Source organism: Mesorhizobium sp. M3A.F.Ca.ET.080.04.2.1, assembly GCF_003952525.1.
In the GTDB taxonomy this organism is placed as follows: Bacteria; Pseudomonadota; Alphaproteobacteria; order Rhizobiales; family Rhizobiaceae; genus Mesorhizobium.
In genome coordinates this window covers 2,775,698-2,796,756 of the sequence record NZ_CP034451.1, presented here as the reverse complement: position 1 = coordinate 2,796,756, position 21,059 = coordinate 2,775,698, and the positions used below count along the sequence as shown (strand labels likewise).

Here is a 21,059-nt window from a genome sequence, read left to right as displayed (position 1 = left end):
CATGCATCAAAACAAAGACCTAAGGCGCGTCACCTGGATCCGTTGGATCCGTTTCAGGACGATGCGCTTTAGGGGGCTGGAATACAATAGTTTGGCGTTCGGGAGGCGGGCGCCGGGGCTATTGCTGCGGCGATGTGCTCTCGGCGCGAATGGGCCCGGCATAGCCGAGACTGTTGTCGGCCTGCTCCGGCGTCGGCGGGCGCTTTATTTTGGCAGAGGCTGCGATCACCAGGTCGTCGAAATGCTCGGTGCCGCCGTCCAGCATCTCGAACAACTGCCGCCGCATCCGCGGCTCCCAGAACTTGTTGATGTGCTCCGCGACGCCGGCAATGCCTTCCTCGCGCGGCTTCGAATGGAAGAACGCGGCGATCTGGTTGGCCATGCGCACCAGCTTTTCCCGCGTGCTCGTGATGTGGTCTTCGTCATGCGACATGCTTGGCAACTCCAGAAGTCACGCGGTCGGGGTGGGTGAAAATATCGAAATCGTCGCCGCGCACCAGCGCCACCAGCGTCATGCCGGCGGCCTCCGCGGTGCGGACGGCAAGGGCGGTCGGCGCCGAAACCGCGATGATGACGGCGGCGCCTATCGCGGCAGTCTTCTGCACCATCTCCACCGAGACGCGCGAGGTCACCACGACGGCGCCGCTCGCACCGTCGATGCCGGCTTTCGCCAGCGCGCCAGCGAGCTTGTCCAAGGCATTGTGGCGGCCGACATCCTCGCGCGCCATGACGATGCCCTTGCCCGGCACGTAGAAACCCGCAGCATGCACCGCACCGGTTTCGCTATGCAGAGGCTGCAGCTTCGACAGCAGCCGGACCGAACGGGTGATATCCTCCGCGTCAAGCGTAAGTTTCGACGAACCGACCTCGTCGACCGAGCGCATCGCCTCCTCGATGGATTCGATTCCGCACAGCCCGCAGCCGACCGGCCCGGCCAGCCTGCGACGCCGCGCCTGGAAGCGCGTGTTGGCCTGGTCCTTCAGCTTGATCTGGATGTCGATGCCGGCGCCAAGATCCTCGACTTCGATTGCTTCGATTTCTTGCCGGTCAGCAACGATGCCTTCGGTCAGCGAGAAGCCGAGCGCGAAATCCTCGAAATCGGCTGGACTTGCCATCATCACTGCATGGGTCGTGCCGGCATAGGAGAACGCCACCGGCGTTTCCTCCGGCACCATCCGGTTCGCAGCCGCAGTGCCGCCGGCGCGATGCGCCAACCGCGAGATCTGCGATATGGCCGGACGCTTGTGCATCAGACCCGCTTCATCCAGCTGGGTGTCAGCTCAGGAACGTCGCGCGCAATGGACTCGAACGCTTCGTAGTGCCCCTTGCCCATTATGTTAGCGACTATTCGCCGCAATTTGTCGAAGTCGTCTTTGGCCGCCTGATTTTGGATATCGCCAAGAAAGCCATCGAGCTCGGCCCCTTGCTTTTCGCAGAGGTGAAGGAGTCTCTCGTAAGCATCCTTTCGCGTCACCGTGCCACTCCGTAAGTGTAACCTCGCCCCAACCCTTCGAAGGCGAGGTTGTCAGCGACTACTCCGCCGCTTCCAGCGGGGCGATGCGGCGGCTCTGCCGCGCCTGCTCGTTATAGTCCTTTTGCCAGTCGGTCGGGCCGTTGGACGGCGATACCTGGACGGCGGTGACCTTGTATTCCGGACAGTTGGTCGCCCAGTCCGAGAAGTCGGTGGTGATCACGTTGGCCTGGGTGTCCGGGTGGTGGAACGTCGTATAGACGACGCCGGGCGACACGCGGTCGGTGATCTGCGCCCTCAGCGTGGTCTCGCCGGAGCGGCTTACCAGCCGCACCCAGTCACCCTCGCGGATGCCGCGGTTCTCGGCGTCATGCGGATGGATCTCCAGCCGGTCCTCGGCATGCCACATGACGTTCTCGGTGCGCCTGGTCTGCGCGCCGACATTGTACTGCGACAGAATGCGGCCGGTGGTGAGCAGCAGCGGGTAGCGCGGTCCGGTTCTCTCGTCCGTCGCCACATATTCGGTGCGGATGAACTTGCCCTTGCCGCGCACGAAGCCGTCGATATGCATGATCGGCGTGCCGAGCGGCGCCTTGTCGTTGCAGGGCCACTGGACCGAGCCGACGCGGTCGAGCAGCTCGAACGAGACGTTGGCGAAGCTCGGCGTCGTCTTGGCGATCTCGTCCATGATCTCGGACGGATGCTGATAGTTCCAGTCGAGCCCAATGGCGCGGGCAAGCTCCTGCGTCGCTTCCCAGTCGGCGTAGCGCGCCTTCGGCTCCAGCACTTTGCGCACCATGTTGATGCGGCGCTCGGCATTGGTGAAGGTGCCGTCCTTCTCCAGGAAGGTCGAGCCCGGCAGGAAGACATGCGCGTAATTGGCGGTTTCGTTGAGGAACAGGTCGTGCACGACGACGCACTCCATCGCGGCGAGGCCGCCGGCCACGTGCTTGGTGTCCGGATCGGACTGCAGGATGTCCTCGCCCTGGATGTAGATGCCCTTGAACGAGCCGTCGACGGCGGCGTCCAGCATGTTGGGGATGCGCAGGCCCGGCTCGTCGTCGAGCTTCACACCCCACAGGCTCTCATAGATGTCGCGAACCGCCTCGCCCGAGATGTGGCGATAGCCCGGCAACTCATGCGGGAAGGAGCCCATGTCGCAGGAGCCCTGCACGTTGTTCTGGCCGCGCAGCGGGTTCACGCCGACGCCCGGCCGGCCGATATTGCCGGTGGCCATGGCCAGGTTGGCGATCGCCATCACCGTGGTCGAGCCCTGGCTGTGTTCGGTCACGCCGAGGCCGTAATAGATCGCTCCATTGCCCCCCTTGGCGTAGAGACGCGCCGCGCCGCGGATCAGTTCCGGATCGACGCCGGACAGCTTGCCGACGGTTTCCGGACTGTTTTCCGGCAGGGCGACGAAGGAGGCCCAGTCCTGGAACTCGGCCCAGTCGCAGCGCTCGCGGATGAACGCCTCGTTGAACAGCCCTTCGGTGACGATGACATGCGCCAGCGCCGTCAGCACCGCAACGTTGGTGCCGGGCTTCAGCGGCAGGTGATAGTCCGCTTCGATATGCGCCGACTTGACCATCTCGGTACGGCGCGGGTCGAGCACGATCAGCTTGGCGCCTTCGCGCAGCCGCTTCTTCAGCCGCGATGCGAACACCGGATGGGCGGAAGCGGGATTGGCGCCGATGATCACGGCGACGTCGGTGAATTCGACCGAATCGAAATCCTGCGTGCCGGCGGAGGTGCCGTAGGTCTGGCCCAGACCGTAGCCGGTCGGCGAATGGCAGACGCGCGCGCAGGTGTCGACATTGTTGTTGCGGAAGCCCTGCCGCACCAGCTTCTGGACGAGGTAGGTCTCCTCGTTCGTGCAGCGCGAGGAGGTGATGCCGCCGATCGCGGTGCGTCCGTACTGATACTGAATGCGCCGGAACTCCTTCGCCGTGTGGGCGATCGCCTCTTCCCAGCTCACTTCACGCCACGGGTCGCTGACCTTCTCGCGGATCATCGGCGACAGGATGCGGTCCTTGTGCGTGGCATAACCATAGGCGAAACGGCCCTTCACGCAGGAGTGGCCGTGGTTCGCCTTGCCGTCCTTATAGGGCATCATGCGGATGACCTCGTCACCCTTCACTTCGGCCTTGAACGAGCAGCCGACGCCGCAATAGGCGCAGGTGGTCACGGCCGAGCGCTCCGGCATGCCCTTTTCGAGTACCGTCTTCTCGCGCAGCGCATCAGTCGGGCAGGCCTGCACGCAGGCGCCGCAGGAGACGCATTCGGAGGCGATGAAATCCTCGTGCATGCCGGCGACCATGCGTGATTCGAAGCCGCGGCCCTCGATGGTCAGCGCGAAGGTGCCCTGCACCTCTTCGCAGGCGCGCACGCAGCGCGAGCAGACGATGCACTGCGCCGGGTCGTAGGTGAAATACGGGTTGGATTCGTCGCGGGCGATGTAGTCGACGGCTAAAGAGCCATGGCCCGGCGCGACCCCATTCTCTTCCTTGACGTGATTGCGGCCTTCGACGCCGTAGCGGTTCTCGGCGAGACCGACGGACTTCGCCAACACGTCGAACTCGCTGGCGCCGGTTCCGGCCTTCTCGTTCCAGCCGGTCGGATGGTCGGAGACGTAGAGTTCCATGACGCCGCGGCGAATGGCGTCGAGGCGGTCGGACTGGGTACGCACCACCATGCCTTCGCCGACCGGCGTCGTGCAGGAGGCCGGCGTGCCGCCGCGGCCTTCGATCTCGACGAGGCAGACGCGGCACGAACCGAAGGAGTCCAGCATGTCGGTGGCGCAGAGCTTCGGGATCTCCACCCCGCCCTCCATCGCCGCGCGCATGATCGAAGTGCCTTCCGGCACGGTGATGCTCTGGCCATCGACGGTCAGCGTGATCTGCTTTTCGGACCGCGATTGCGGAGTGCCGTAGTCGATCTCTTCGATCAGTGTCGGGAAGTCGGCTTTGATGTTCATCTGCCAGCTCCTATTCAGCAGCCGCGCGCGCCGGCGCCGGCTTGAAATCCTCGGGGAAATGCGTGATCGAGCTCATCACCGGATAGGGCGTAAAGCCGCCCAGCGCGCAGAGCGATCCGAACTTCATCGTGTTGCAGAGGTCGGTGACCAAAGCGAGGTTCTTCTCCGCCTCGATGCCGGCGGCGACCTTGTCGAGAACCTCCACGCCGCGCGTCGAGCCGATGCGGCAGGGCGTGCACTTGCCGCAGCTTTCGATGGCGCAGAATTCCATGGCAAAGCGCGCCTGCTTCATCATGTCGGCGCTGTCGTCGAAGACGGTGAGGCCGGCATGGCCGATCAGTCCATCACGCTTGGCGAATTCTTCGTAGTCGAACGGCGTGTCGAACAGCGCGCGCGGGAAATAGGCGCCGAGCGGCCCGCCGACCTGCACCGCCTTCACCGGGCGCCCGGAGGCCGTGCCGCCGCCGATCTCGTCGACGATCTCGCCCAGCGTCAGACCGAAGGCCGTCTCGAACAGGCCGCCATGCTTGACGTTGCCGGCGATCTGAATCGGGATTGTGCCGCGCGAGCGGCCCATGCCGAAATCCTTGTAGAAGGCGGCGCCCTTGTCCATGATGATCGGCACCGAGGCCAGCGAGATGACGTTGTTGATCACCGTCGGCTTGCCGAACAGGCCTTGAATGGCCGGCAGCGGCGGCTTGGCGCGCACCACGCCGCGCTTGCCTTCGAGGCTGTTCAACAGCGAGGTTTCCTCGCCGCAGACATAGGCGCCGGCGCCGACGCGGATTTCCATGTCGAAGGCGTGATGCGAACCCAGCACGTTGACGCCGAGGACGCCCGCCTTGCGGGCGATCGCAACAGCCTTGTTCATCGTCGCCACCGCATGCGGATACTCCGAGCGGATATAGACGAAGCCCTTGGTCGCGCCGGTGGCGATGCCGGCGATCGCCATGCCTTCGATCAGCACGAACGGATCGCCTTCCATGATCATGCGGTCCGCGAATGTGGCGCTGTCGCCCTCGTCGGCGTTGCAGACGATATATTTGCGCTCCGATGCCGTATCCAGCACCGTTTTCCACTTTATGCCGGTCGGAAACCCTGCGCCGCCGCGGCCGCGCAGGCCGGATTCGGTGACTTGGCTGACGATCTCGGCCGGCGCCATGACGACTGCATTCTGCAGGCCTCTAAGGCCGCCATGCGCCTTGTAATTGTCGAGCGACAACGGGTCGATGACGCCGCAGCGCGCAAAGGTCAGCCGCGTCTGCTTGGCGAGGAAGGGGATCTTGTCCGGTGCGCCGAGCCAGCGCTTGTGGGGAGCGCCCTTGAGGAAGCCGCTGTCGAACAGGCTTTTCACGTCGGACGGCTTGACCGGCCCGTAGGCGACGCGGCCTTCCGCGGTCGCTACCTCGACCATCGGCTCCAGGAAATAGGCGCCGCGCGACCCGTTGCGCACGATCTTGGCCTCGACGCCGCGCTCCTTGAGCTCTTTCTCGATCGCTATGGCGACCTTTTCGGCGCCGAGCGCCAGCGCGCCCGAATCGGCGGGGATATAGATGCGCGGGATCATGAACGCACCTCCGCGACGATCTCTTCGATCTTCTCGTCATCGAGCCGGCCGATCACTTCGCCGTCCAGCATTGCCGATGGCGAGCAGGCGCAAAGCCCAAGGCAGTAGACCGGCTCCAGTGTAACCGATCCGTCGCGGGTGGTCTCGTGAAAACCGATGCCGAGCAGTTGCTTGACCTTGGCGGCGACGGCATCCGACCCCATCGACTGGCAGGCTTCGGCCTGGCAGAGCTTCAGCACATGGCGGCCGGCGGGCTGGGCGCGGAAATCGTGGTAGAAGGTAACGACGCCATGCACCTCGGCCCTGGAGAGGTTCAGCCCGTCAGCGATGACCGGCAGGGCCGCCTGCGGCACATGGCCGAACTCTTCCTGAATGCCGTGGAGAATCGGCAGCAGCGGACCTTCGAGGTCCTTCAATTCCTCGATGATCGCCGCTGTGCGCGACGCGATCTCGGTACTTGCAGGCTGCATCGGCATGCAGCGCCCTCCCTGGTTCTTCGCTAAGCCCTTACGAAATCAGAGGAAACCTCCGAGATCAATAAAGCTGTTTCGTTGTTTGATAGAAAATTTCTATCGAGCTCGCTCAGCCTGCATTGTCTAACGCATGCGGTGGGCGCGGATATCGTCTGCCAGCGCCATCGCCTCGTCCAGCAGCGCCTGCACCAAAGGTGTATGCGGCTCGCGAGGGGCCGCCACCAGCCCGACCGTGTGGCTGGCATCCGGATCGACGATCGGTATGGCCCGGATCGGCTCGGAAAAACCGAATGTTTCCGCGAGGTTAAGCGGCATGATCGAGGACCATTTGCCGGTCCGGATATGTGAGAACAGCACGATCATGGAGTTGGATTCCAGCGTCGGCCGGACCTGGACTCCGGCTTCTGCCAGATGCTGATCGATGATGCGGCGGTTTTGCATGTCCGGCGTCAACAGGCAGAGCGGCAGCTGGCTGATTTCGGACCACGTCACTTTGTCGCGGTCGGAATAGGGGTTCCCGATCGCCGTGATCAGTTGGTAGCGTTCGTCATAGAGCGGCACGCTGGTGACGCGCCCGAGCGGTTCGTTGTCGAGATAGGTGATGCCGGCATCGACATCGAAATTGCCGAGCAGCGACAGCACCTCGATCGAGGTGCGCGACAGGATCGAGAAAGTGACGCCCGGGTGCTTTTCGCGAAACGGCGTCGTCAGCCGCGCCACCATGGCGAGCGCCGTGGGAACCGCCGCTATGCGGATGCGACCCGAAAGGCCATGGCGCGCCGCGCGCATCTCCTCGCGCATGGTCCTCGAGTCGCCGACGATGCGCCGCGCCCACACCAGCACCTGCTTGCCTTCCGGGGTCAGGCCCTGGAAGCGCGAGCCGCGCAGCACCAGCATGACGCCAAGCTGTTCCTCCAACTGCTTGATGCCGGCCGACAGCGTCGGCTGGGTAACGCCGCACACTTCCGCCGCCCGGCCGAAATGCTCTTCCTTGGCGAGCGCGATGAAGAATTCCAGCTTGTCGATCATGCTGCGGAGACCGTTGTGGACTTTTGATCCGATCCTTCCGCGCAAGGTCGGGGAAATCCTCTTGCACCGCAAGCCGCATCTGCAATCGGCCGCATCCACATCTTTCAGCCGGCTCACTGTTTCCCAAGGCGCATTGCGGCGTTATGTCAGGGAATAGAATCTGCCGCGACGGGAGAAGGACATGCTGGGCTGGTTTCGCAGACTGCTGCCGCGCGAGGACCGCTTCTTCGATCTGTTCGAGCGACACTCTCGCACCGTGGTCGGCGGCGCCGAGGCGCTCGAGCAGCTTCTCCAGGGCAAGGACATCGACCGCTGGTGCCAGAAGATCATCGATCTCGAGAACGAGGCGGACGCCATCACCGCCGAGGTGCTGCTTGCCGTCAGGCGATCCTTCATCACGCCCTTCGATCGCGGCGACATCAAGGATCTGATCCAATCGATGGATGACGCCATCGACATGATGCACAAGACAGTCAAGACGGTGAAGCTGTTCGAGAAGCGAGAATTCGATCCGCTGATGCAGGAAATGGGCAGTGTCATCGTCCAGGCCGCGCGGCTGGTGGCCGAGGCCATTCCGTTGCTCGGCAAGGTCGGGGCGAACACGGCGCGGCTGAACGCCATCGCCGAAGAGGTCATGCGCGTCGAGGGCAGGGCCGACGATCTGCACGAACAGGGGCTGAAGGATCTCTTCAGGAAACACGGCAAGAGCGATGCCATGGCCTATCTGATCGGCTCAGAGATCTACGGCGAGCTCGAAAAGGTGGTCGATCGTTTTGAGGACGTCGCCAACGAGATCAGCGGCATTGTCATCGAGAACGTATAGGCGATGGACGCTACGATCGCCTTTCCCCTGCTGGTCGGCCTCGTCGCTGTCGCGCTGTTCTTCGATTTCCTCAACGGCCTGCACGACGCTGCCAACTCGATAGCAACCATCGTTTCCACCCGGGTGCTCAGGCCGCATTACGCGGTGTTCTGGGCGGCCTTCTTCAATTTCATCGCCTTCCTGTTCTTCGGCCTGCACGTCGCCGAGACCGTGGGCAAGGGGATTGTCGACGCCAGCATCGTCACGCCGGCGGTGATCTTCGCCGCATTGGTCGGCGCCATCGTCTGGAACATCGTCACCTGGATCGCGGGCATTCCCTCGAGCAGCTCGCATGCGCTGATCGGCGGACTGGTCGGCGCCGGCGTCGCCAAGGCCGGCATCGGCGCCATCGTCTGGTCGGGGCTCGGCAAGACGATCGCCGCCATCGTGCTCTCGCCGGCGACGGGGTTCGTCCTGGCGCTCATCCTTGTGCTCGTCGTTTCCTGGCTGTTCGTGCGCCAGACGCCGTTCGCCGTCGACAACTCCTTCCGTGTCCTGCAGTTCTTTTCCGCCTCGCTCTATTCGCTCGGCCATGGCGGCAACGACGCGCAGAAGACCATGGGCATCATCGCCGTGCTGCTCTATTCGCAGGGCATGCTCGGCCAGAGCTTCTACGTGCCGCTCTGGGTGGTCATCACCTGTCAGTCAGCCCTGGCGCTGGGCACGCTGTTCGGCGGCTGGCGCATCGTCCACACCATGGGTTCCAAGATCACGCGGCTCAATCCCATGCAGGGCTTCTGCGCCGAGACGGGCGGCGCCATCACGCTGTTTGCCGCAACCTGGCTTGGCGTGCCGGTGTCGACCACGCACACCATCACCGGCGCCATCATCGGCGTTGGCGCCGCCCGCCGCGTCTCGGCCGTGCGCTGGGGCATAGCCGGCAATATCGTGGTGGCGTGGGTGATCACCCTGCCGGCCACCGCCGCCATTTCGGCTCTCACCTATTTGGCCACGCGCCTGGCGGGCTGACGCGGACCGCCCGCCGAACCTACTCGCCCGCAAGGCACAGAATGTTGCCGTCGGGATCCCTGAACCAGGCCACCTTCATGCCGTGGCCGACATGAATGTCGCCCGCGAGAGTCAGGCCGGGCATCTCATAGTGCTCGAATGCGACGCCCTTCGATTTCAGCTTCTGGACGATTGCGTCGATCTGGCTCCCGACTGTCCAGGTCACAGCCGTCGCCTTGTTGGTTCCGGCGAATTCCGAATGATAAACGTTGATGTTGGTGTCGCCGCTTTTGTAGACGGCCAGTTCTTCCCCCATCTCGTCCACCTTCTTGAGCCCCAGCGTTCCCTCATAGAAGGCCTTGGCCCTTTCCAGGTCCTTCACCGCCAGGTTGGCTGTAGCATTGCTGTTTTCGAGCATGGCTGTCTCCTCCTGCGGATTGTCGCGCCCACGTCGCTCACGGATCGACATAGGGCGCATGATCCGATTGGCCATGGAACTCCTGCCTCGCCGGAGCCTTCCGCACTTCGGGCACCTGCCGATCTCTCCCTTGGCACGCCGGGTGCGCCGCTGCGCCACGGCTTGGTTCTGCCGGGAAACTGCACTATCTGGAACGCATAAAGCTGAGGAAAGATCATGGCCGTCACCAAGGAATCCGTCATCGAGCGTCTGAAGACGGTGAACGGGCCGGACTTCACCGGCAACATCGTCGATCTCGGAATGGTTTCCGAGATTTTCATCGCCGACTCCAAGGTGTTTTTCTCGATCACCGTGCCCGCTGCCCGCGCCCAGGAACTGGAGCCGTTGCGCGCAGCCGCCGAGCGTGCGGTCAAGGCGATTCCGGGTGTCGCAAACGCCGTCGTCGCGTTGACCGCGGAGAAGAAGGGCGGCGGCATGGAGGCGCCGGTCCCGCCCCGCCAGTCGTCGCAGGCAGCGCCGCCACGGCCCGCTGCACCGGCGGCGCCGCAGCGTGCCGTGCCGCAGGCGCCGGCTTCGCAGAGCCACGGCAAGCGCGGCGTGCCCGGCATCGATGCGATCATCGCGGTTGCCTCCGGCAAGGGCGGCGTCGGCAAATCCACGACTGCCGTCAACCTGGCGCTCGGCCTTGCCGCCAACGGGCTGAAGGTCGGCGTGCTCGATGCCGACATCTATGGCCCGTCGATGCCGCGGCTGCTCAACATCCGCGGCCGGCCGCAGACCGTCGACGGCAAGATCCTGAAGCCGATGCAGAATTACGGCCTCAAGGTGATGTCGATGGGTTTCCTCGTCGATGAGGAGACGCCGATGATCTGGCGCGGCCCGATGGTGATGTCGGCGCTTACGCAGATGCTACGCGAAGTCGAATGGGGCCAGCTCGACGTGCTGGTGGTCGACATGCCGCCCGGCACCGGCGACGCCCAGCTCACCATGGCGCAGCAGGTGCCGCTTGCCGGAGCCGTAATCGTCTCGACGCCGCAGGATCTCGCCCTGATCGACGCCCGCAAGGGCCTCAACATGTTCAAGAAGGTCGATGTGCCGCTGCTCGGCATCGTCGAGAACATGAGTTATTTCCTCGCCCCCGACACCGGCAAGCGCTACGACATTTTCGGCCATGGCGGAGCGCGCCGCGAGGCCGAACGGCTCGGCGTCACTTTCCTTGGCGAGGTGCCGCTCGAGATGGGTATCCGCGAAAGCTCCGACGCCGGCGCCCCGGTTGTTGCTTCCAAGCCGGAGGGTGCCGAGGCCAGGATCTATCGCGACATCGCTTCGAAGGTCTGGAACAGGGTTCAGGAGGAGCGCGGCGCGGCGGAAGCCGCCGTGCCGTCGATCGTGTTCGAGTGACCCTGCTTTCGGGGAGCATTACTGCATGTGCGCAAAACTGTGCAGCGGTTCTTTCTCGCCCATTCGGCAAGCAAAGTCATAAGACAAGCGCGCCGCCTGGATCCGTTTTCAGCGCGACGCGCCAACCTTCTGGCCGAACGTCGAGAAGAACTGACCGGCAAGCTTCTTCGACGTCGACTCGGATCAGCCGGCTGCCGAGCTGGGCGATCTTGCCGCCGACATCGGCCATCGCCGCATATTTCAGGATCGTCGTGTCCGCACCGTCGGCAGCCAGCGTCACATCGGCGCCGCCCTTGGCGAAGCCGGCGATACCGCCCTTGCCTTCGCCCTGGATCGTATAGGAATGCGGCGGTTTGAGATTCTTCAGCGTGACCGGCCGTTGAACGTCGCCTTTTGATCGACCCGATCTTCGGCACCACGGTAGCAGCCATCTCAGTGTTGGATTTCTTTTCGAGACCTTGGCAGCCGGGAATGGCCTCCTTCAGGATGGCAGGGTCGTTGAGCCCTTCCCGCACTTTTTGCAGGGGTGCGGCGATGCGCTCCTCGCCTTCGATCACCAAAGCCATCAAAACCTCCCGGATTGCTGGCTCCGATTGGTCCTAGCGCGGGCCCCGCTATATGTCTATCGCACCAAAGTGCGGGTTCGTGGCGCGGCTGCCTCTTGCTTGCATGCACGCGTTGTCATATCGATTTGTCATACAAATACGGAGACCATGATGGCCGGCGCCCCAACCAAGAAGAAGAAATTTCGCTCGCAGGAGTGGTTCGACAATCCCGACAATCCGGGCATGACGGCGCTCTATCTCGAGCGTTACCTCAACTACGGACTGACGCGTGCCGAACTGATGTCCGGCAAGCCGCTGATCGGCATCGCCCAGACGGGGTCGGATCTCTCGCCCTGCAACCGCCACCATCTCGAGCTTGCCAAGCGCGTGCGCGAGGGCATTGTGTCGATGGGCGGAATTCCCTTCGAGTTCCCGTGTCATCCGATCCAGGAAACCGGCAAGCGGCCGACTGCGTCGCTCGACCGCAACCTCGCCTATCTCGGTCTGGTCGAGGTGCTTTACGGCTATCCCCTCGACGGCGTCGTGCTGACCATCGGCTGCGACAAGACCACGCCTGCGCTGCTCATGGCAGCGGCCACCGTCAATATTCCGGCCATCGCACTTTCGGTCGGGCCGATGCTCAACGGCTGGCACAAGGGCAAGCGTACCGGCTCGGGCACCATCGTCTGGGAATCGCGCCAGCGGCTTTCGGCCGGCGAGATCGACTATGACGAGTTCATGGACATCGTCGCCTCCTCGGCGCCCTCGACCGGCTATTGCAACACCATGGGCACCGCCACCACCATGAACTCGCTGGCCGAGGCGCTCGGCATGCAACTGCCGGGTTCGGCCGCCATCCCCGCGCCTTATCGCGAGCGCGGCCAGATCGCCTACGAGACAGGCAGGCGTATCGTCGACATGGTGCATGAGGACCTGAAGCCTTCCGACATCATGACCCGCCAGGCCTTCGAGAATGCCATCGTCGTCAACTCGGCGATCGGCGGCTCAACCAACGCGCCGATCCATCTCAACGCGATCGCCCGTCATCTCGGTGTGCCGCTCGACAATGACGACTGGCAGAAGGTCGGCCTCAACGTGCCGCTGATCGTCAACCTGCAGCCGACGGGCGAGTATCTCGGCGAGGACTATCACCATGCCGGCGGTGTGCCCGCGGTTGTCGCCGAACTGATGAGGGGCGGCGTGCTCCCCCACCCCGATGCCCTCACTGCCAACGGCAGGTCGATCGGCGACAATTGCCGCGGCGCGGTCAACGAGAATCACGATGTCATCCGCAGCATCGACAAGCCGCTGAAGGCCAATGCCGGTTTCATCAACCTGAAGGGCAACCTGTTCGATTCCGCGATCATGAAGACCAGCGGCATCTCGCCGGAATTCCGCGAGCGCTATCTGTCCAATCCGAAGGATCCGGAGGCCTTCGAGGGCAACGCCATGGTGTTCGACGGGCCGGAGGACTATCACGCCCGTATCGACGATCCGGCGCAAGGCATAGACGAGAATACGATCCTGTTCATGCGCGGCGCCGGTCCGGTCGGCTATCCGGGCGGAGCCGAGGTGGTCAACATGCAGCCGCCGGCCCACCTCATCAAGAAGGGCATCCATGCGCTCGCCTGCATCGGCGACGGCCGCCAGTCCGGCACCTCCGGCTCGCCGTCGATCCTCAACGCCTCGCCGGAAGCGGCGATCGGCGGCGGCCTTGCGCTGCTCAAGACCGGCGATCGCGTCCGCATCGACCTCAAGAAGGGCACGGCCAACATCCTGGTCAGCGACGAGGAGATCGCCAAGCGGCGCGCAGCCTTGCAGGGCAATGGCGGCTATCACTATCCCGAGCACCAGACGCCGTGGCAGGAGATCCAGCGCGGCATGGTCGACCAGTTCTCGGCCGGCATGGTGCTGAAGCCGGCAGTGAAGTACCAGGACGTCGCGCATACCAGGGGCGTGCCGCGCGACAACCACTGACCTGTATTCAGTAGGGTCAAACGGGGCGGCCTGCCGGCAGGCGGGTCGCCCTTCATCTCGCCTTGCTTCGGCCGCGCCGGATATCCAGATAAGCGTCATCTCGACCGGCTCCGGGGCAAGACCATCATGACCAGGCGGCGCTCATCTCTCGGCTTCCTCGGCGTGTTCGGCCGCTCGGGCGACCTGCGTCAGCTCGACGACGCCCTGCGCGCGGCCGACCTGCATCCGGCCCTGGTGCCGGAGGGCGTCAAGCTCACCATCGTCAATCTGATGAAGGATCATTGGCCGCAGGACCCGCCGCCGCACGCCTACACGTCGGTCGCGCAACTCTGCAGCTATTGCGTCGCCGGACCGGAAACCTTCGAGCAGGCCAATGGCAGCGAGGCGACGCTGGAAGCCGAGCGCCGCATGGAGGCCGCGCTCGAAGCCGGCGACAGTCTCGACGCGCAGATCGTGCTGATGACGCTGCACGCAAAGCTGATCAATGCCGAGGTCGTCGAGCGCTACGGACTGACCGCGGAGTAGGATGCGTTGAGGTTCAGGTCAGGCCGAGTCGAAAACGGCATTTTCCGAGAACCGGCCTACGCCGGCCGTAGCCTTCATAGAGCGGAAACACTTGTGACGGCTTCGGCCGGCGAAGGCCGGAGCGGAGCGTACTTAAAGTACGTGAGCACCGGAAGCGCAGGAAGATGCCGTTTGCAGGCCGGCCTCACCTGAAGATCAGCCGCCCATCTTGATGCGCGACAGCTTGATCATTTCGCCGAAGCGGGCGCGCAGCTTGTCGTCGACCAGCCTTGAGATGTGGCGCGGAAAACGCTCGGCCAGCACCCGTTTCTTCTCGGCGATCGCCCGCTGCAATATGTCGGGCCGGCCCTTCTCGTTCCATTCCTTTGGCGAGAAGCGGTCGCCGACCGCAGGGTAGAAATATTCGGTCTGCATCAGCTTCAGCGTCTGCTCGTTGCCGAGGTAGTGCCCCGGCCCCTTCAGGCAGACATCGGCAATCGTCTCGATCGACAAGGCATCGTCCGTCACCTCGACGCCGCGCACACAGCGCAGGCAGTGGCCGAGCATGTCGTTGTCGATAATCAGGCTTTCCAGGCAGAAGCCGAGCAGCGAGGCGTGCATGCCGGCCGATTCATAGACGAGGTTGAGGCCGGACAGACCCGCCATCACATTGGTGATGCCCTTCTCGTAGCCGGCCTGGATGTCGGGCAGTTTCGAGTCGGTCATGCCGGCGGCCGAACCGCCCGGCAGGTCGTAATATTGCGCCATCTGCGCGCAGGCGGCGGTCAGCACCGACTGCTCGGCCGAGCCGCCCGACATGGCGCCGGTTCTGAGGTCCGAGACGAACGGCCAGGTGCCGAAGATCGCCGGATGCCCAGGCTTGATCGCGTTGACATAGACCAGGCCCATCAGCACTTCCGCCACCGCCTGGACAACAGCGCCCGCAATCGCCGCCGGCGCCGTGGCACCCGCCTGGCCGGCCGACAGAAGCAGGATCGGAATGCCGCCCTCGACGCAGGCTTCGAGTACGCCGCAGGCATCCTCGGCGAACTTCATCGGCGGCACCACGAAGCAGTTCGAGTTGGAGACGAAGGGTCGTGCGCGGAAATTCTCCTCGCCGCCGGCGATCGCATAGAGCATCTCCAGGGCCGGCTTGACGTTCTCGCGCACGGTGAACGAGGTGCCGACATGCTTGGATGTCCCCATCACGCAGGCGTAGAGCGTGTTGAAGTCCATCTCGAGCGGATCCGGGATGTCGCGCGGCACCATGGTGCGCTGGAAGAAATGGATGTTGTCGAGTCCGTCGACGAGGCGGGCCGCGTCATAGATGTCCTGCAGCTGCGATTCGCGATATTCGCGCTTCTCGACGTCGACCAGATGCACGGCGGCCCCCGCCGTGCCGTAGTGCACACGTTTGCCCTGGATCACCATGTCATGCTTCGGGTCCTGGCCGTGCAGCGTGAAGTGCCGCGCCGCCGTTTTTATCGTGTCGAGGACCAGCGCTCGCGGCAGGCGGATGCGGCCGTCATCGCCATAGGTCGCACCGGCCCTGGTCAGCGCCTCGATGCAGGACGGGATGGCGTTGGCGAAGCCGACCGTCTCCAGAAGCGTCAGCACCGCCTCGTGGATGCGCTCGCGATCGTTCAGGCTCAATGGCCCGTAGCTGCCGCCCTCGAGGCCGGCCCGTACCGGACGGATGTCGTCGGCGAGGGGCGCCGCCCGCATCGCGCGGCGCGCTTCGCGCCCGCCGGAGCGCCGCGAACGCTGGTCCGCCGCCGCTTCCTGCTTCTCGAGAGCCACTGACATGGAAGGCACTCCACCTTAGCTTTTTCGGGGCAGGATGCGCGGCGGTTGGTCCACCATCGGCCTGCCTCATCCCCTTTGTTGCTCGACTATGCCGCCGGCATTGGTACAGCCTATGAGCCAGCCTGTGCCGTCGGATATGCCAAGGTGCTAAAGCACAAGCGAGTGCAAAAGCAAAGGGAGCCGGCTTGCGCCGCCTCCCTTTCAAGAAGTTGGTCCCTATGATCAGGCCGCGGCGGGTCTGCGGCCGGCTGCCGTGGCGAGTTCCCGGATGCCGGGCTCAATGTGCTGCAGCGAGATAGAGGAGATGCCCAAGCGCATGAAACGCGTGGGTTTTTCGCTGCGGTCGAAGAAGCGGTCGCCGGGTTCGATGATGACGCTGCGCGAGGCGGCCGCTTCAGCCAGGCCGCGTGAATCGGTGCCGCGCGGACCCTCCAGCCAGAGCGATGTACCGCCGGCCGAGTCGGTCGAGCGCCACTCTGGCAGAAAAGCGGAAATCGCATGGACCAGACGCTTGCGCCGCTCGTCGAAAGCGGTGGAGAGCCTGCGCACCAGCGCCTCGTGATGGCCGAGCGACAGGAACAGTGCGACGGCGCGTTGGTTGTTAGCCGGCGGATGCCTGAGCATGAAGCGGCGCAACGCGCGAAGTTCGGCGATCAGCCCTGCCGAGGCGACGATGTAGCCAAGCCTGAGGCCCGGCGCCAGCGTCTTCGACATCGAGCCGACATAGATCACCCGGCCCGAGCGGTCGAGGCTCTTCAGCGCCTGCTGCGGCGCCTCGTCGAGCAACTGGCTGTCATAGCCGTCCTCGATGATGATCTGGTTGTTGCGGTTGGCCCGCGCCAGGAGATCCTGTCGCCGTTCCGCCGACATCGGTACCATGGTCGGGCAATGGTGGCTGGGCGTGACGAAGACGAAGCCGGAATCCTGCGGGATCGAAGAGGTCACGATGCCGGACTGGTCGACCGGAACCGGCTGGATATCGGCGCCGGCCAGGCGGAAGATCGAGCGGGCGTCGGGATAGCCCGGATCTTCCATCGCCACCTTCGAGCCCTTGGTCATCAGCAGCGATGCGAGCATGTAGAGCGCGTTCTGCGCCCCCAGGGTGACGATGATCTCGTCCGGGTTGGCGAAGATGCCGCGCCGCGGCAGAAGCCTGGCCTGGATCTGCTCGATCAGCAGCGGGTCGTCGCGGTCCACCATGTCGGACGCCCAATTGCGGATCTCCAGCACCGCGAGCGCCATGCGGTTGCACTCGCGCCATTCGGCGGTCGGGAACAGCGCCGGGTCGAACTGGCCGTAGACGAAGGGATAGGAGGATTTGATCCAGTTGTCGTGCTTGGCCGGCGGCGGCATGTCGCTGGCTGCGATCTGCCGGCGCGCCTTCCAGTCGATCTCGTTCTGCTGGTCCGGCGCCTTCTGGTGCGGCTTGGCGGGCGTCGCCAGCACGTCCGGATTGACGAAATGGCCGCGCCGCTCGCGCGCCACCAGGAAGCCCTGGTCGACCAGCTGCTGGAAGGCCAGCACCACCGTGCCGCGGGCAACGCCGAGTTTTTCGGCCAGAATCCGGCAGGATGGCAGCGGCATCGACGCGGCGATCTGGCGGTCGAGGATGGCTGCGACAATCGCCTGGCGGATCTGCGCCTGGAGGGTTTGTCCGGATTCGGCCGAAATCCGGAACAGGCCGGACCATATGGCCGTGTCATTGCGCTGTGGCATGGGAGATGTTCCTCGGATGGCCAGCTGTTTTCACTTGGCTGGACCAGTCGAGTGTATGGGTGGCACAAGGGGTTGCGCCAATCAATTTTTCTGATCGCTGGGATTTATGCCAGTGATCCATTGGTCACTGGGATTTATGATCCATTGGTGGCGGAAGCGATCCATTGCCTCAAGCGATGCTGCACTGCGTAAACAAAGCGTGACGCGCTGCGTCATTGCCGCGCTTGAATCGAAGGGAATTCAGTCGGATAAATTTGCCGCAACCGCGAACGCGACGACATGCGCCGGAAACATCCAGCCTGTTAAGATGGCCGCAAAAACCGCCAGGAGCCCGACAGTGGATCAATCTTCCTTCGACAAGCAAGTCGCCGCCTTGCGCGAACAGCGCGCGGCGGCCAAGGGCACGATGCGCGAGGTTTTCGCGGCTGATCCAATGCGCTTTGAGCGGTTTTCCGCCACCGACGGAGACCTCCTGCTCGACTGGTCGAAATGCGCGGTCGACGCCGAAACGATGGCGATGTTGGAAAAACTGGCCGGCGCCGCCGATCTCGAAGGCCGCCGCAGCGCCATGTTCGAAGGCAGGAAGATCAACATCACCGAGAACCGTGCCGTGCTGCACACGGCGCTGCGCAACCTGACCGGCAAGGGGATCGTGCTCGACGGTCAGGACGTCCAGGCCGACGTCCTAGCCGTGCTCGACGCCATGGGTGCCTTCGCCGATGCCATCCGTTCGGGCAAGGCGGCGGGCGCTACCGGCAAGAAGATCACCGACATCGTCAACATCGGCATCGGCGGCTCCGATCTCGGTCCAGCCATGGTCACGCTGGCGCTGGCGCCCTACCATGACGGGCCCAGCGCGCATTACGTCTCCAATGTCGACGGCGCCCATATTCACGACACGCTGAAGGAGCTTTCCCCGGAAACGACACTGTTCATCGTCGCCTCCAAGACCTTCACCACTGTCGAGACGATGACCAACGCCGAGACCGCCCGCAAATGGGTGGAGAAGGCGCTGGGCAAGGAGGCGATCGGCAAGCATTTCGCCGCCGTCTCGACCGCGCTCGATCTTGTGGCGAAATTCGGCATCGCTTCCGATCGCGTCTTCGGCTTCTGGGACTGGGTCGGCGGCCGCTATTCGGTGTGGAGCGCCATCGGCCTTCCGGTGATGATCGCCATCGGCCCGCGCAACTTCCGCGCCTTCCTCGACGGCGCGCATGAGATGGACGAGCATTTCCGCTCAGCACCGCTGCAAGAGAACCTGCCCGTTTTGCTCGGACTGATCGGCTGGTGGCACCGGGTGGTCTGCAGATATCCGGCCCGCGCCGTCATACCCTACGACCAACGCCTGTCCAGGCTGCCGGCCTACCTGCAGCAACTGGACATGGAATCGAACGGCAAGAGCGTGACGCTCGATGGCGGCGCGGTGGCCACGCCGACGGGGCCGCTGGTATGGGGCGAGCCCGGCACCAACGGCCAGCACGCCTTCTTCCAGTTGCTGCATCAGGGCACCGACTTCATCCCGGTCGAGTTCCTCGCCGCCGCCGTCAGCCACGAGCCTGAGCTGAAGCAGCATCATGACCTACTGCTCGCCAACTGCCTGGCGCAGGCGGAAGCTTTCATGAAGGGGCGCACGCTGGAAGAGGCGCGCGCGCAGATGCTGGGCAAAGGCATGAAGCCCGCCGATGTCGACAAGATCGCACCACACCGCGTCTTCTCCGGCAACAGGCCGTCGCTGACCATTCTCTACAGGAAGCTCGATCCGCGTACGCTCGGGCGGGTGATCGCGCTTTACGAGCATCGCGTCTTCGTCGAGGGGACGCTGTTCAACATCAACTCGTTCGACCAGTGGGGCGTCGAATTGGGCAAGGAATTGGCGACGGGCCTGTTGCCTGTCGTTGAAGGCAAGGAGACTGCCGCAAACCGCGACGCCTCGACTGCCGGACTGGTGGCTCATATCCACCAATTGCGCGGCGCGGAGTAAAAAGATTGGCGGATATCAAGGGAATTCTGTTCGACAAGGACGGCACGCTTGTCGACTTCAACGCAACCTGGCTCGGCATAGCCGACTTCATGGCCATGGACGCTGCCGAGGGCGATCGCTGGAAGGCCGACAGGCTGCTCGCCGCCGCCGGCTTCGACTTCGTCAGCAAGCGCTTCAAGCCCGATTCGATCTTTGCTTCCGGCTCCAACATGGATGTCGTCGAACTCTGGTTCCCCCGCCTCTCGGACGAGGATCAACTGCTTGCGGTTCGCCGTTTCAACGAGATCACTTCGGTGCAGGGTTCGTCCATGGCTGTCGCGCTGCCGGGGGTCGTGGAATCGCTGCGGCTGCTGCACAGGCAGTCCTTTCGGTTGGGCGTCGCCACCAACGATTCGACCAGCGGCGCCGAGAAGACCCTGGTGACGCTCGGTGTGGCGCAGCTCTTCGAAGCCGCCTACGGCTATGATTCGGTCGCCAATCCCAAGCCGGCGCCGGACACCGTCCTCGCGTTCTGCGATCTGACCGGGCTGAGGCCGCCGGAGATCGCCATGGTGGGAGACAATCGCCACGACCTCGAAATGGCCCGCGCCGGCGGCTGCGGACTGGCGGTCGGCGTTCTCTCCGGAACCGGCACGCGCGACTCGTTGGCGTCGATCGCCGATGTCGTTCTGGATTCGGTTGCCGACCTGCCGGATTTCTTGTCGGCGCGGGTGAGCGTGGCGGCGGGTTAGCTGCTCAACGCAAACACCCCGCTTGGCCTCGCCTCCCTACCGCCGTTTCCTCCGACATCTGCCACCTGATATTCCGCCAGCAGGCGAAGCCGGGATCGGGGAAGCCAGGCGCGGCCGGGATCGCCGACCAGCACGTCAATGCCGGCGGCGAGGCAGCGGTCGAGGAATGGCATCATCCGCTGCCCGACCTGCTTCGCGTAGAAGATATCGCCCGCGAGCACCAGGTCGATCGCCGGCGGCGAACCGGCGGTAATGTCCTCGCCGACAATCGAGATGGCAACGCCGTTGGCTTGCGCGTTGAGGCCGAGCGCGACAACACCGTTGCGATCGATCTCCGCCGCTATCACCGCGCGCGCCCCGGCCTTTGCCGCGGCAATTCCGACCAGGCCGGAGCCGGCCCCGAGATCGAGCACGCGGCGGCCGGCGACGATCGATGGCCGGTCGGGAACGAAGCGCGCCAGCACCGCGCCGCCGGCCCAGGCATAGGCCCAGTAAGGCGGCTGCGGCTCGGCCGCGTAGCCCTCGGCATCATCGTCCGGCTCGAGCAGCCGCCTCAGCCCGCTGCCGGGATGCGCCGTGTAGAGGCGGATCTCCGGCAGCGACGGCACCGGCGATAAGCCCATGTTCGCCTTGATGAATTCGGCCGGGTCGAGCCG

At 64.3% G+C, this 21,059-nt stretch carries 19 protein-coding genes and 1 pseudogene; 7 read left to right on the top strand and 13 right to left on the bottom strand.

Annotation, left to right across the window (positions count from 1 at the left end; all coding sequences use genetic code 11):
• Window positions 1–118: 118 nt before the first annotated feature.
• From EJ074_RS13345 to EJ074_RS13315, 7 genes are all read right to left on the bottom strand, one after another.
• Window positions 119–433 (bottom strand): formate dehydrogenase subunit delta, encoded by a 315-nt coding sequence (locus EJ074_RS13345; protein WP_095806623.1) that lies wholly within the window; start codon window positions 431–433, stop codon window positions 119–121.
• Window positions 423–1,253, bottom strand: coding sequence for a formate dehydrogenase accessory sulfurtransferase FdhD (fdhD, locus tag EJ074_RS13340; RefSeq protein WP_095806622.1), 831 nt, complete (start codon window positions 1,251–1,253; stop codon window positions 423–425). Before fdhD ends, EJ074_RS13345 begins: the two co-directional genes overlap by 11 nt.
• A complete protein-coding gene (locus EJ074_RS13335) occupies window positions 1,250–1,474 on the bottom strand; it encodes a hypothetical protein (RefSeq protein ID WP_095806621.1) in 225 nt (74 codons plus the stop codon). Before EJ074_RS13335 ends, fdhD begins: the two co-directional genes overlap by 4 nt.
• Window positions 1,475–1,532: 58 nt before the next feature.
• Window positions 1,533–4,445, bottom strand: coding sequence for a formate dehydrogenase subunit alpha (fdhF, locus tag EJ074_RS13330; protein WP_095806620.1), 2,913 nt, complete (start codon window positions 4,443–4,445; stop codon window positions 1,533–1,535).
• 10 nt (window positions 4,446–4,455) lie between these two features.
• Window positions 4,456–6,012, bottom strand: a complete 1,557-nt coding sequence (locus EJ074_RS13325) for an NADH-quinone oxidoreductase subunit NuoF (protein ID WP_095806619.1) — start codon at window positions 6,010–6,012, stop codon at window positions 4,456–4,458.
• Window positions 6,009–6,488 carry a formate dehydrogenase subunit gamma gene (locus EJ074_RS13320; RefSeq protein ID WP_095806618.1) on the bottom strand — a complete coding sequence of 160 codons (480 nt, stop codon included), beginning with the start codon at window positions 6,486–6,488 and terminating at the stop codon, window positions 6,009–6,011. The genes EJ074_RS13325 and EJ074_RS13320 overlap by 4 nt, the downstream gene beginning before the upstream one ends.
• A 120-nt stretch (window positions 6,489–6,608) precedes the next feature.
• Window positions 6,609–7,514 carry a LysR family transcriptional regulator gene (locus EJ074_RS13315; protein ID WP_129553510.1) on the bottom strand — a complete coding sequence of 302 codons (906 nt, stop codon included), beginning with the start codon at window positions 7,512–7,514 and terminating at the stop codon, window positions 6,609–6,611.
• 181 nt (window positions 7,515–7,695) lie between these two features.
• Between EJ074_RS13315 and EJ074_RS13310 the strand changes: the two genes are divergently transcribed.
• Entirely contained in the window at window positions 7,696–8,337 is a 642-nt protein-coding gene (locus tag EJ074_RS13310) for a DUF47 domain-containing protein (protein ID WP_095806617.1), read from the top strand.
• A 3-nt stretch (window positions 8,338–8,340) separates the two neighbouring features.
• Window positions 8,341–9,345 carry an inorganic phosphate transporter gene (locus tag EJ074_RS13305; RefSeq protein WP_095806616.1) on the top strand — a complete coding sequence of 335 codons (1,005 nt, stop codon included), beginning with the start codon at window positions 8,341–8,343 and terminating at the stop codon, window positions 9,343–9,345.
• A gap of 19 nt (window positions 9,346–9,364) precedes the next feature.
• On the opposite strand, the gene EJ074_RS13300 is transcribed toward EJ074_RS13305, so the two are convergent.
• Window positions 9,365–9,742 (bottom strand): VOC family protein, encoded by a 378-nt coding sequence (locus EJ074_RS13300; protein WP_095806784.1) that lies wholly within the window; start codon window positions 9,740–9,742, stop codon window positions 9,365–9,367.
• Window positions 9,743–9,958: 216 nt separating this feature from the next.
• On the opposite strand from EJ074_RS13300, the gene EJ074_RS13295 reads away from it, so the two are divergent.
• Entirely contained in the window at window positions 9,959–11,143 is a 1,185-nt protein-coding gene (locus EJ074_RS13295; RefSeq protein WP_095806615.1) for an Mrp/NBP35 family ATP-binding protein, read from the top strand.
• 76 nt (window positions 11,144–11,219) lie between these two features.
• Here the strand turns inward: EJ074_RS13295 and EJ074_RS30600 are convergent, their stop codons facing one another.
• Together EJ074_RS30600 and EJ074_RS30595 are read right to left on the bottom strand one after the other, a co-directional pair.
• Entirely contained in the window at window positions 11,220–11,477 is a 258-nt protein-coding gene (locus EJ074_RS30600; protein ID WP_245518829.1) for an SRPBCC domain-containing protein, read from the bottom strand.
• Window positions 11,478–11,601: 124 nt separating this feature from the next.
• Window positions 11,602–11,709 (bottom strand): annotated as a pseudogene (locus EJ074_RS30595) (SRPBCC domain-containing protein); the annotation flags it as partial.
• A 150-nt stretch (window positions 11,710–11,859) separates the two neighbouring features.
• Here EJ074_RS30595 and EJ074_RS13285 point away from each other — a divergent pair.
• Together EJ074_RS13285 and EJ074_RS13280 are read left to right on the top strand one after the other, a co-directional pair.
• On the top strand, window positions 11,860–13,665 hold the full coding sequence (locus tag EJ074_RS13285) for an IlvD/Edd family dehydratase (RefSeq protein ID WP_095806783.1): 1,806 nt from the start codon (window positions 11,860–11,862) through the stop codon (window positions 13,663–13,665).
• Between the two features lie 126 nt (window positions 13,666–13,791).
• Entirely contained in the window at window positions 13,792–14,190 is a 399-nt protein-coding gene (locus EJ074_RS13280) for a hypothetical protein (RefSeq protein WP_095806614.1), read from the top strand.
• A gap of 195 nt (window positions 14,191–14,385) precedes the next feature.
• Here the strand turns inward: EJ074_RS13280 and EJ074_RS13275 are convergent, their stop codons facing one another.
• A complete protein-coding gene (locus tag EJ074_RS13275; RefSeq protein WP_095806613.1) occupies window positions 14,386–15,975 on the bottom strand; it encodes a trimethylamine methyltransferase family protein in 1,590 nt (529 codons plus the stop codon).
• Window positions 15,976–16,197: 222 nt separating this feature from the next.
• Window positions 16,198–17,691 (bottom strand): PLP-dependent aminotransferase family protein, encoded by a 1,494-nt coding sequence (locus EJ074_RS13270; RefSeq protein WP_095806612.1) that lies wholly within the window; start codon window positions 17,689–17,691, stop codon window positions 16,198–16,200.
• A gap of 337 nt (window positions 17,692–18,028) precedes the next feature.
• On the opposite strand from EJ074_RS13270, the gene pgi reads away from it, so the two are divergent.
• Both pgi and EJ074_RS13260 read left to right on the top strand, forming a co-directional pair.
• Window positions 18,029–19,672 (top strand): glucose-6-phosphate isomerase, encoded by a 1,644-nt coding sequence (pgi, locus tag EJ074_RS13265; protein ID WP_095806782.1) that lies wholly within the window; start codon window positions 18,029–18,031, stop codon window positions 19,670–19,672.
• A 5-nt stretch (window positions 19,673–19,677) separates the two neighbouring features.
• The gene (locus tag EJ074_RS13260; RefSeq protein WP_095806611.1) at window positions 19,678–20,403 is read left to right on the top strand and encodes an HAD family hydrolase; all 726 of its coding nucleotides are present in this window, start codon (window positions 19,678–19,680) and stop codon (window positions 20,401–20,403) included.
• On the opposite strand, the gene EJ074_RS13255 is transcribed toward EJ074_RS13260, so the two are convergent.
• Entirely contained in the window at window positions 20,400–21,026 is a 627-nt protein-coding gene (locus tag EJ074_RS13255; RefSeq protein ID WP_095806781.1) for a 50S ribosomal protein L11 methyltransferase, read from the bottom strand. The genes EJ074_RS13260 and EJ074_RS13255 overlap by 4 nt on opposite strands.
• Window positions 21,027–21,059: the final 33 nt, after the last annotated feature.

Coding starts and splice junctions, on each gene's coding strand:
- EJ074_RS13325 (WP_095806619.1), bottom strand. CDS start 6,012: ATGATCCCGCGCATCTATATCCCCGCCGATTCGGGCGCGCTGGCGCTC.
- fdhF (WP_095806620.1), bottom strand. CDS start 4,445: ATGAACATCAAAGCCGACTTCCCGACACTGATCGAAGAGATCGACTAC.
- EJ074_RS13280 (WP_095806614.1), top strand. CDS start 13,792: ATGACCAGGCGGCGCTCATCTCTCGGCTTCCTCGGCGTGTTCGGCCGC.
- EJ074_RS13275 (WP_095806613.1), bottom strand. CDS start 15,975: ATGTCAGTGGCTCTCGAGAAGCAGGAAGCGGCGGCGGACCAGCGTTCG.
- EJ074_RS13285 (WP_095806783.1), top strand. CDS start 11,860: ATGGCCGGCGCCCCAACCAAGAAGAAGAAATTTCGCTCGCAGGAGTGG.
- EJ074_RS13270 (WP_095806612.1), bottom strand. CDS start 17,691: ATGCCACAGCGCAATGACACGGCCATATGGTCCGGCCTGTTCCGGATT.
- EJ074_RS13310 (WP_095806617.1), top strand. CDS start 7,696: ATGCTGGGCTGGTTTCGCAGACTGCTGCCGCGCGAGGACCGCTTCTTC.
- EJ074_RS13255 (WP_095806781.1), bottom strand. CDS start 21,026: ATGGGCTTATCGCCGGTGCCGTCGCTGCCGGAGATCCGCCTCTACACG.
- EJ074_RS13295 (WP_095806615.1), top strand. CDS start 9,959: ATGGCCGTCACCAAGGAATCCGTCATCGAGCGTCTGAAGACGGTGAAC.
- EJ074_RS13320 (WP_095806618.1), bottom strand. CDS start 6,488: ATGCCGATGCAGCCTGCAAGTACCGAGATCGCGTCGCGCACAGCGGCG.
- EJ074_RS13300 (WP_095806784.1), bottom strand. CDS start 9,742: ATGCTCGAAAACAGCAATGCTACAGCCAACCTGGCGGTGAAGGACCTG.
- EJ074_RS13315 (WP_129553510.1), bottom strand. CDS start 7,514: ATGATCGACAAGCTGGAATTCTTCATCGCGCTCGCCAAGGAAGAGCAT.
- EJ074_RS13305 (WP_095806616.1), top strand. CDS start 8,341: ATGGACGCTACGATCGCCTTTCCCCTGCTGGTCGGCCTCGTCGCTGTC.
- EJ074_RS13345 (WP_095806623.1), bottom strand. CDS start 433: ATGTCGCATGACGAAGACCACATCACGAGCACGCGGGAAAAGCTGGTG.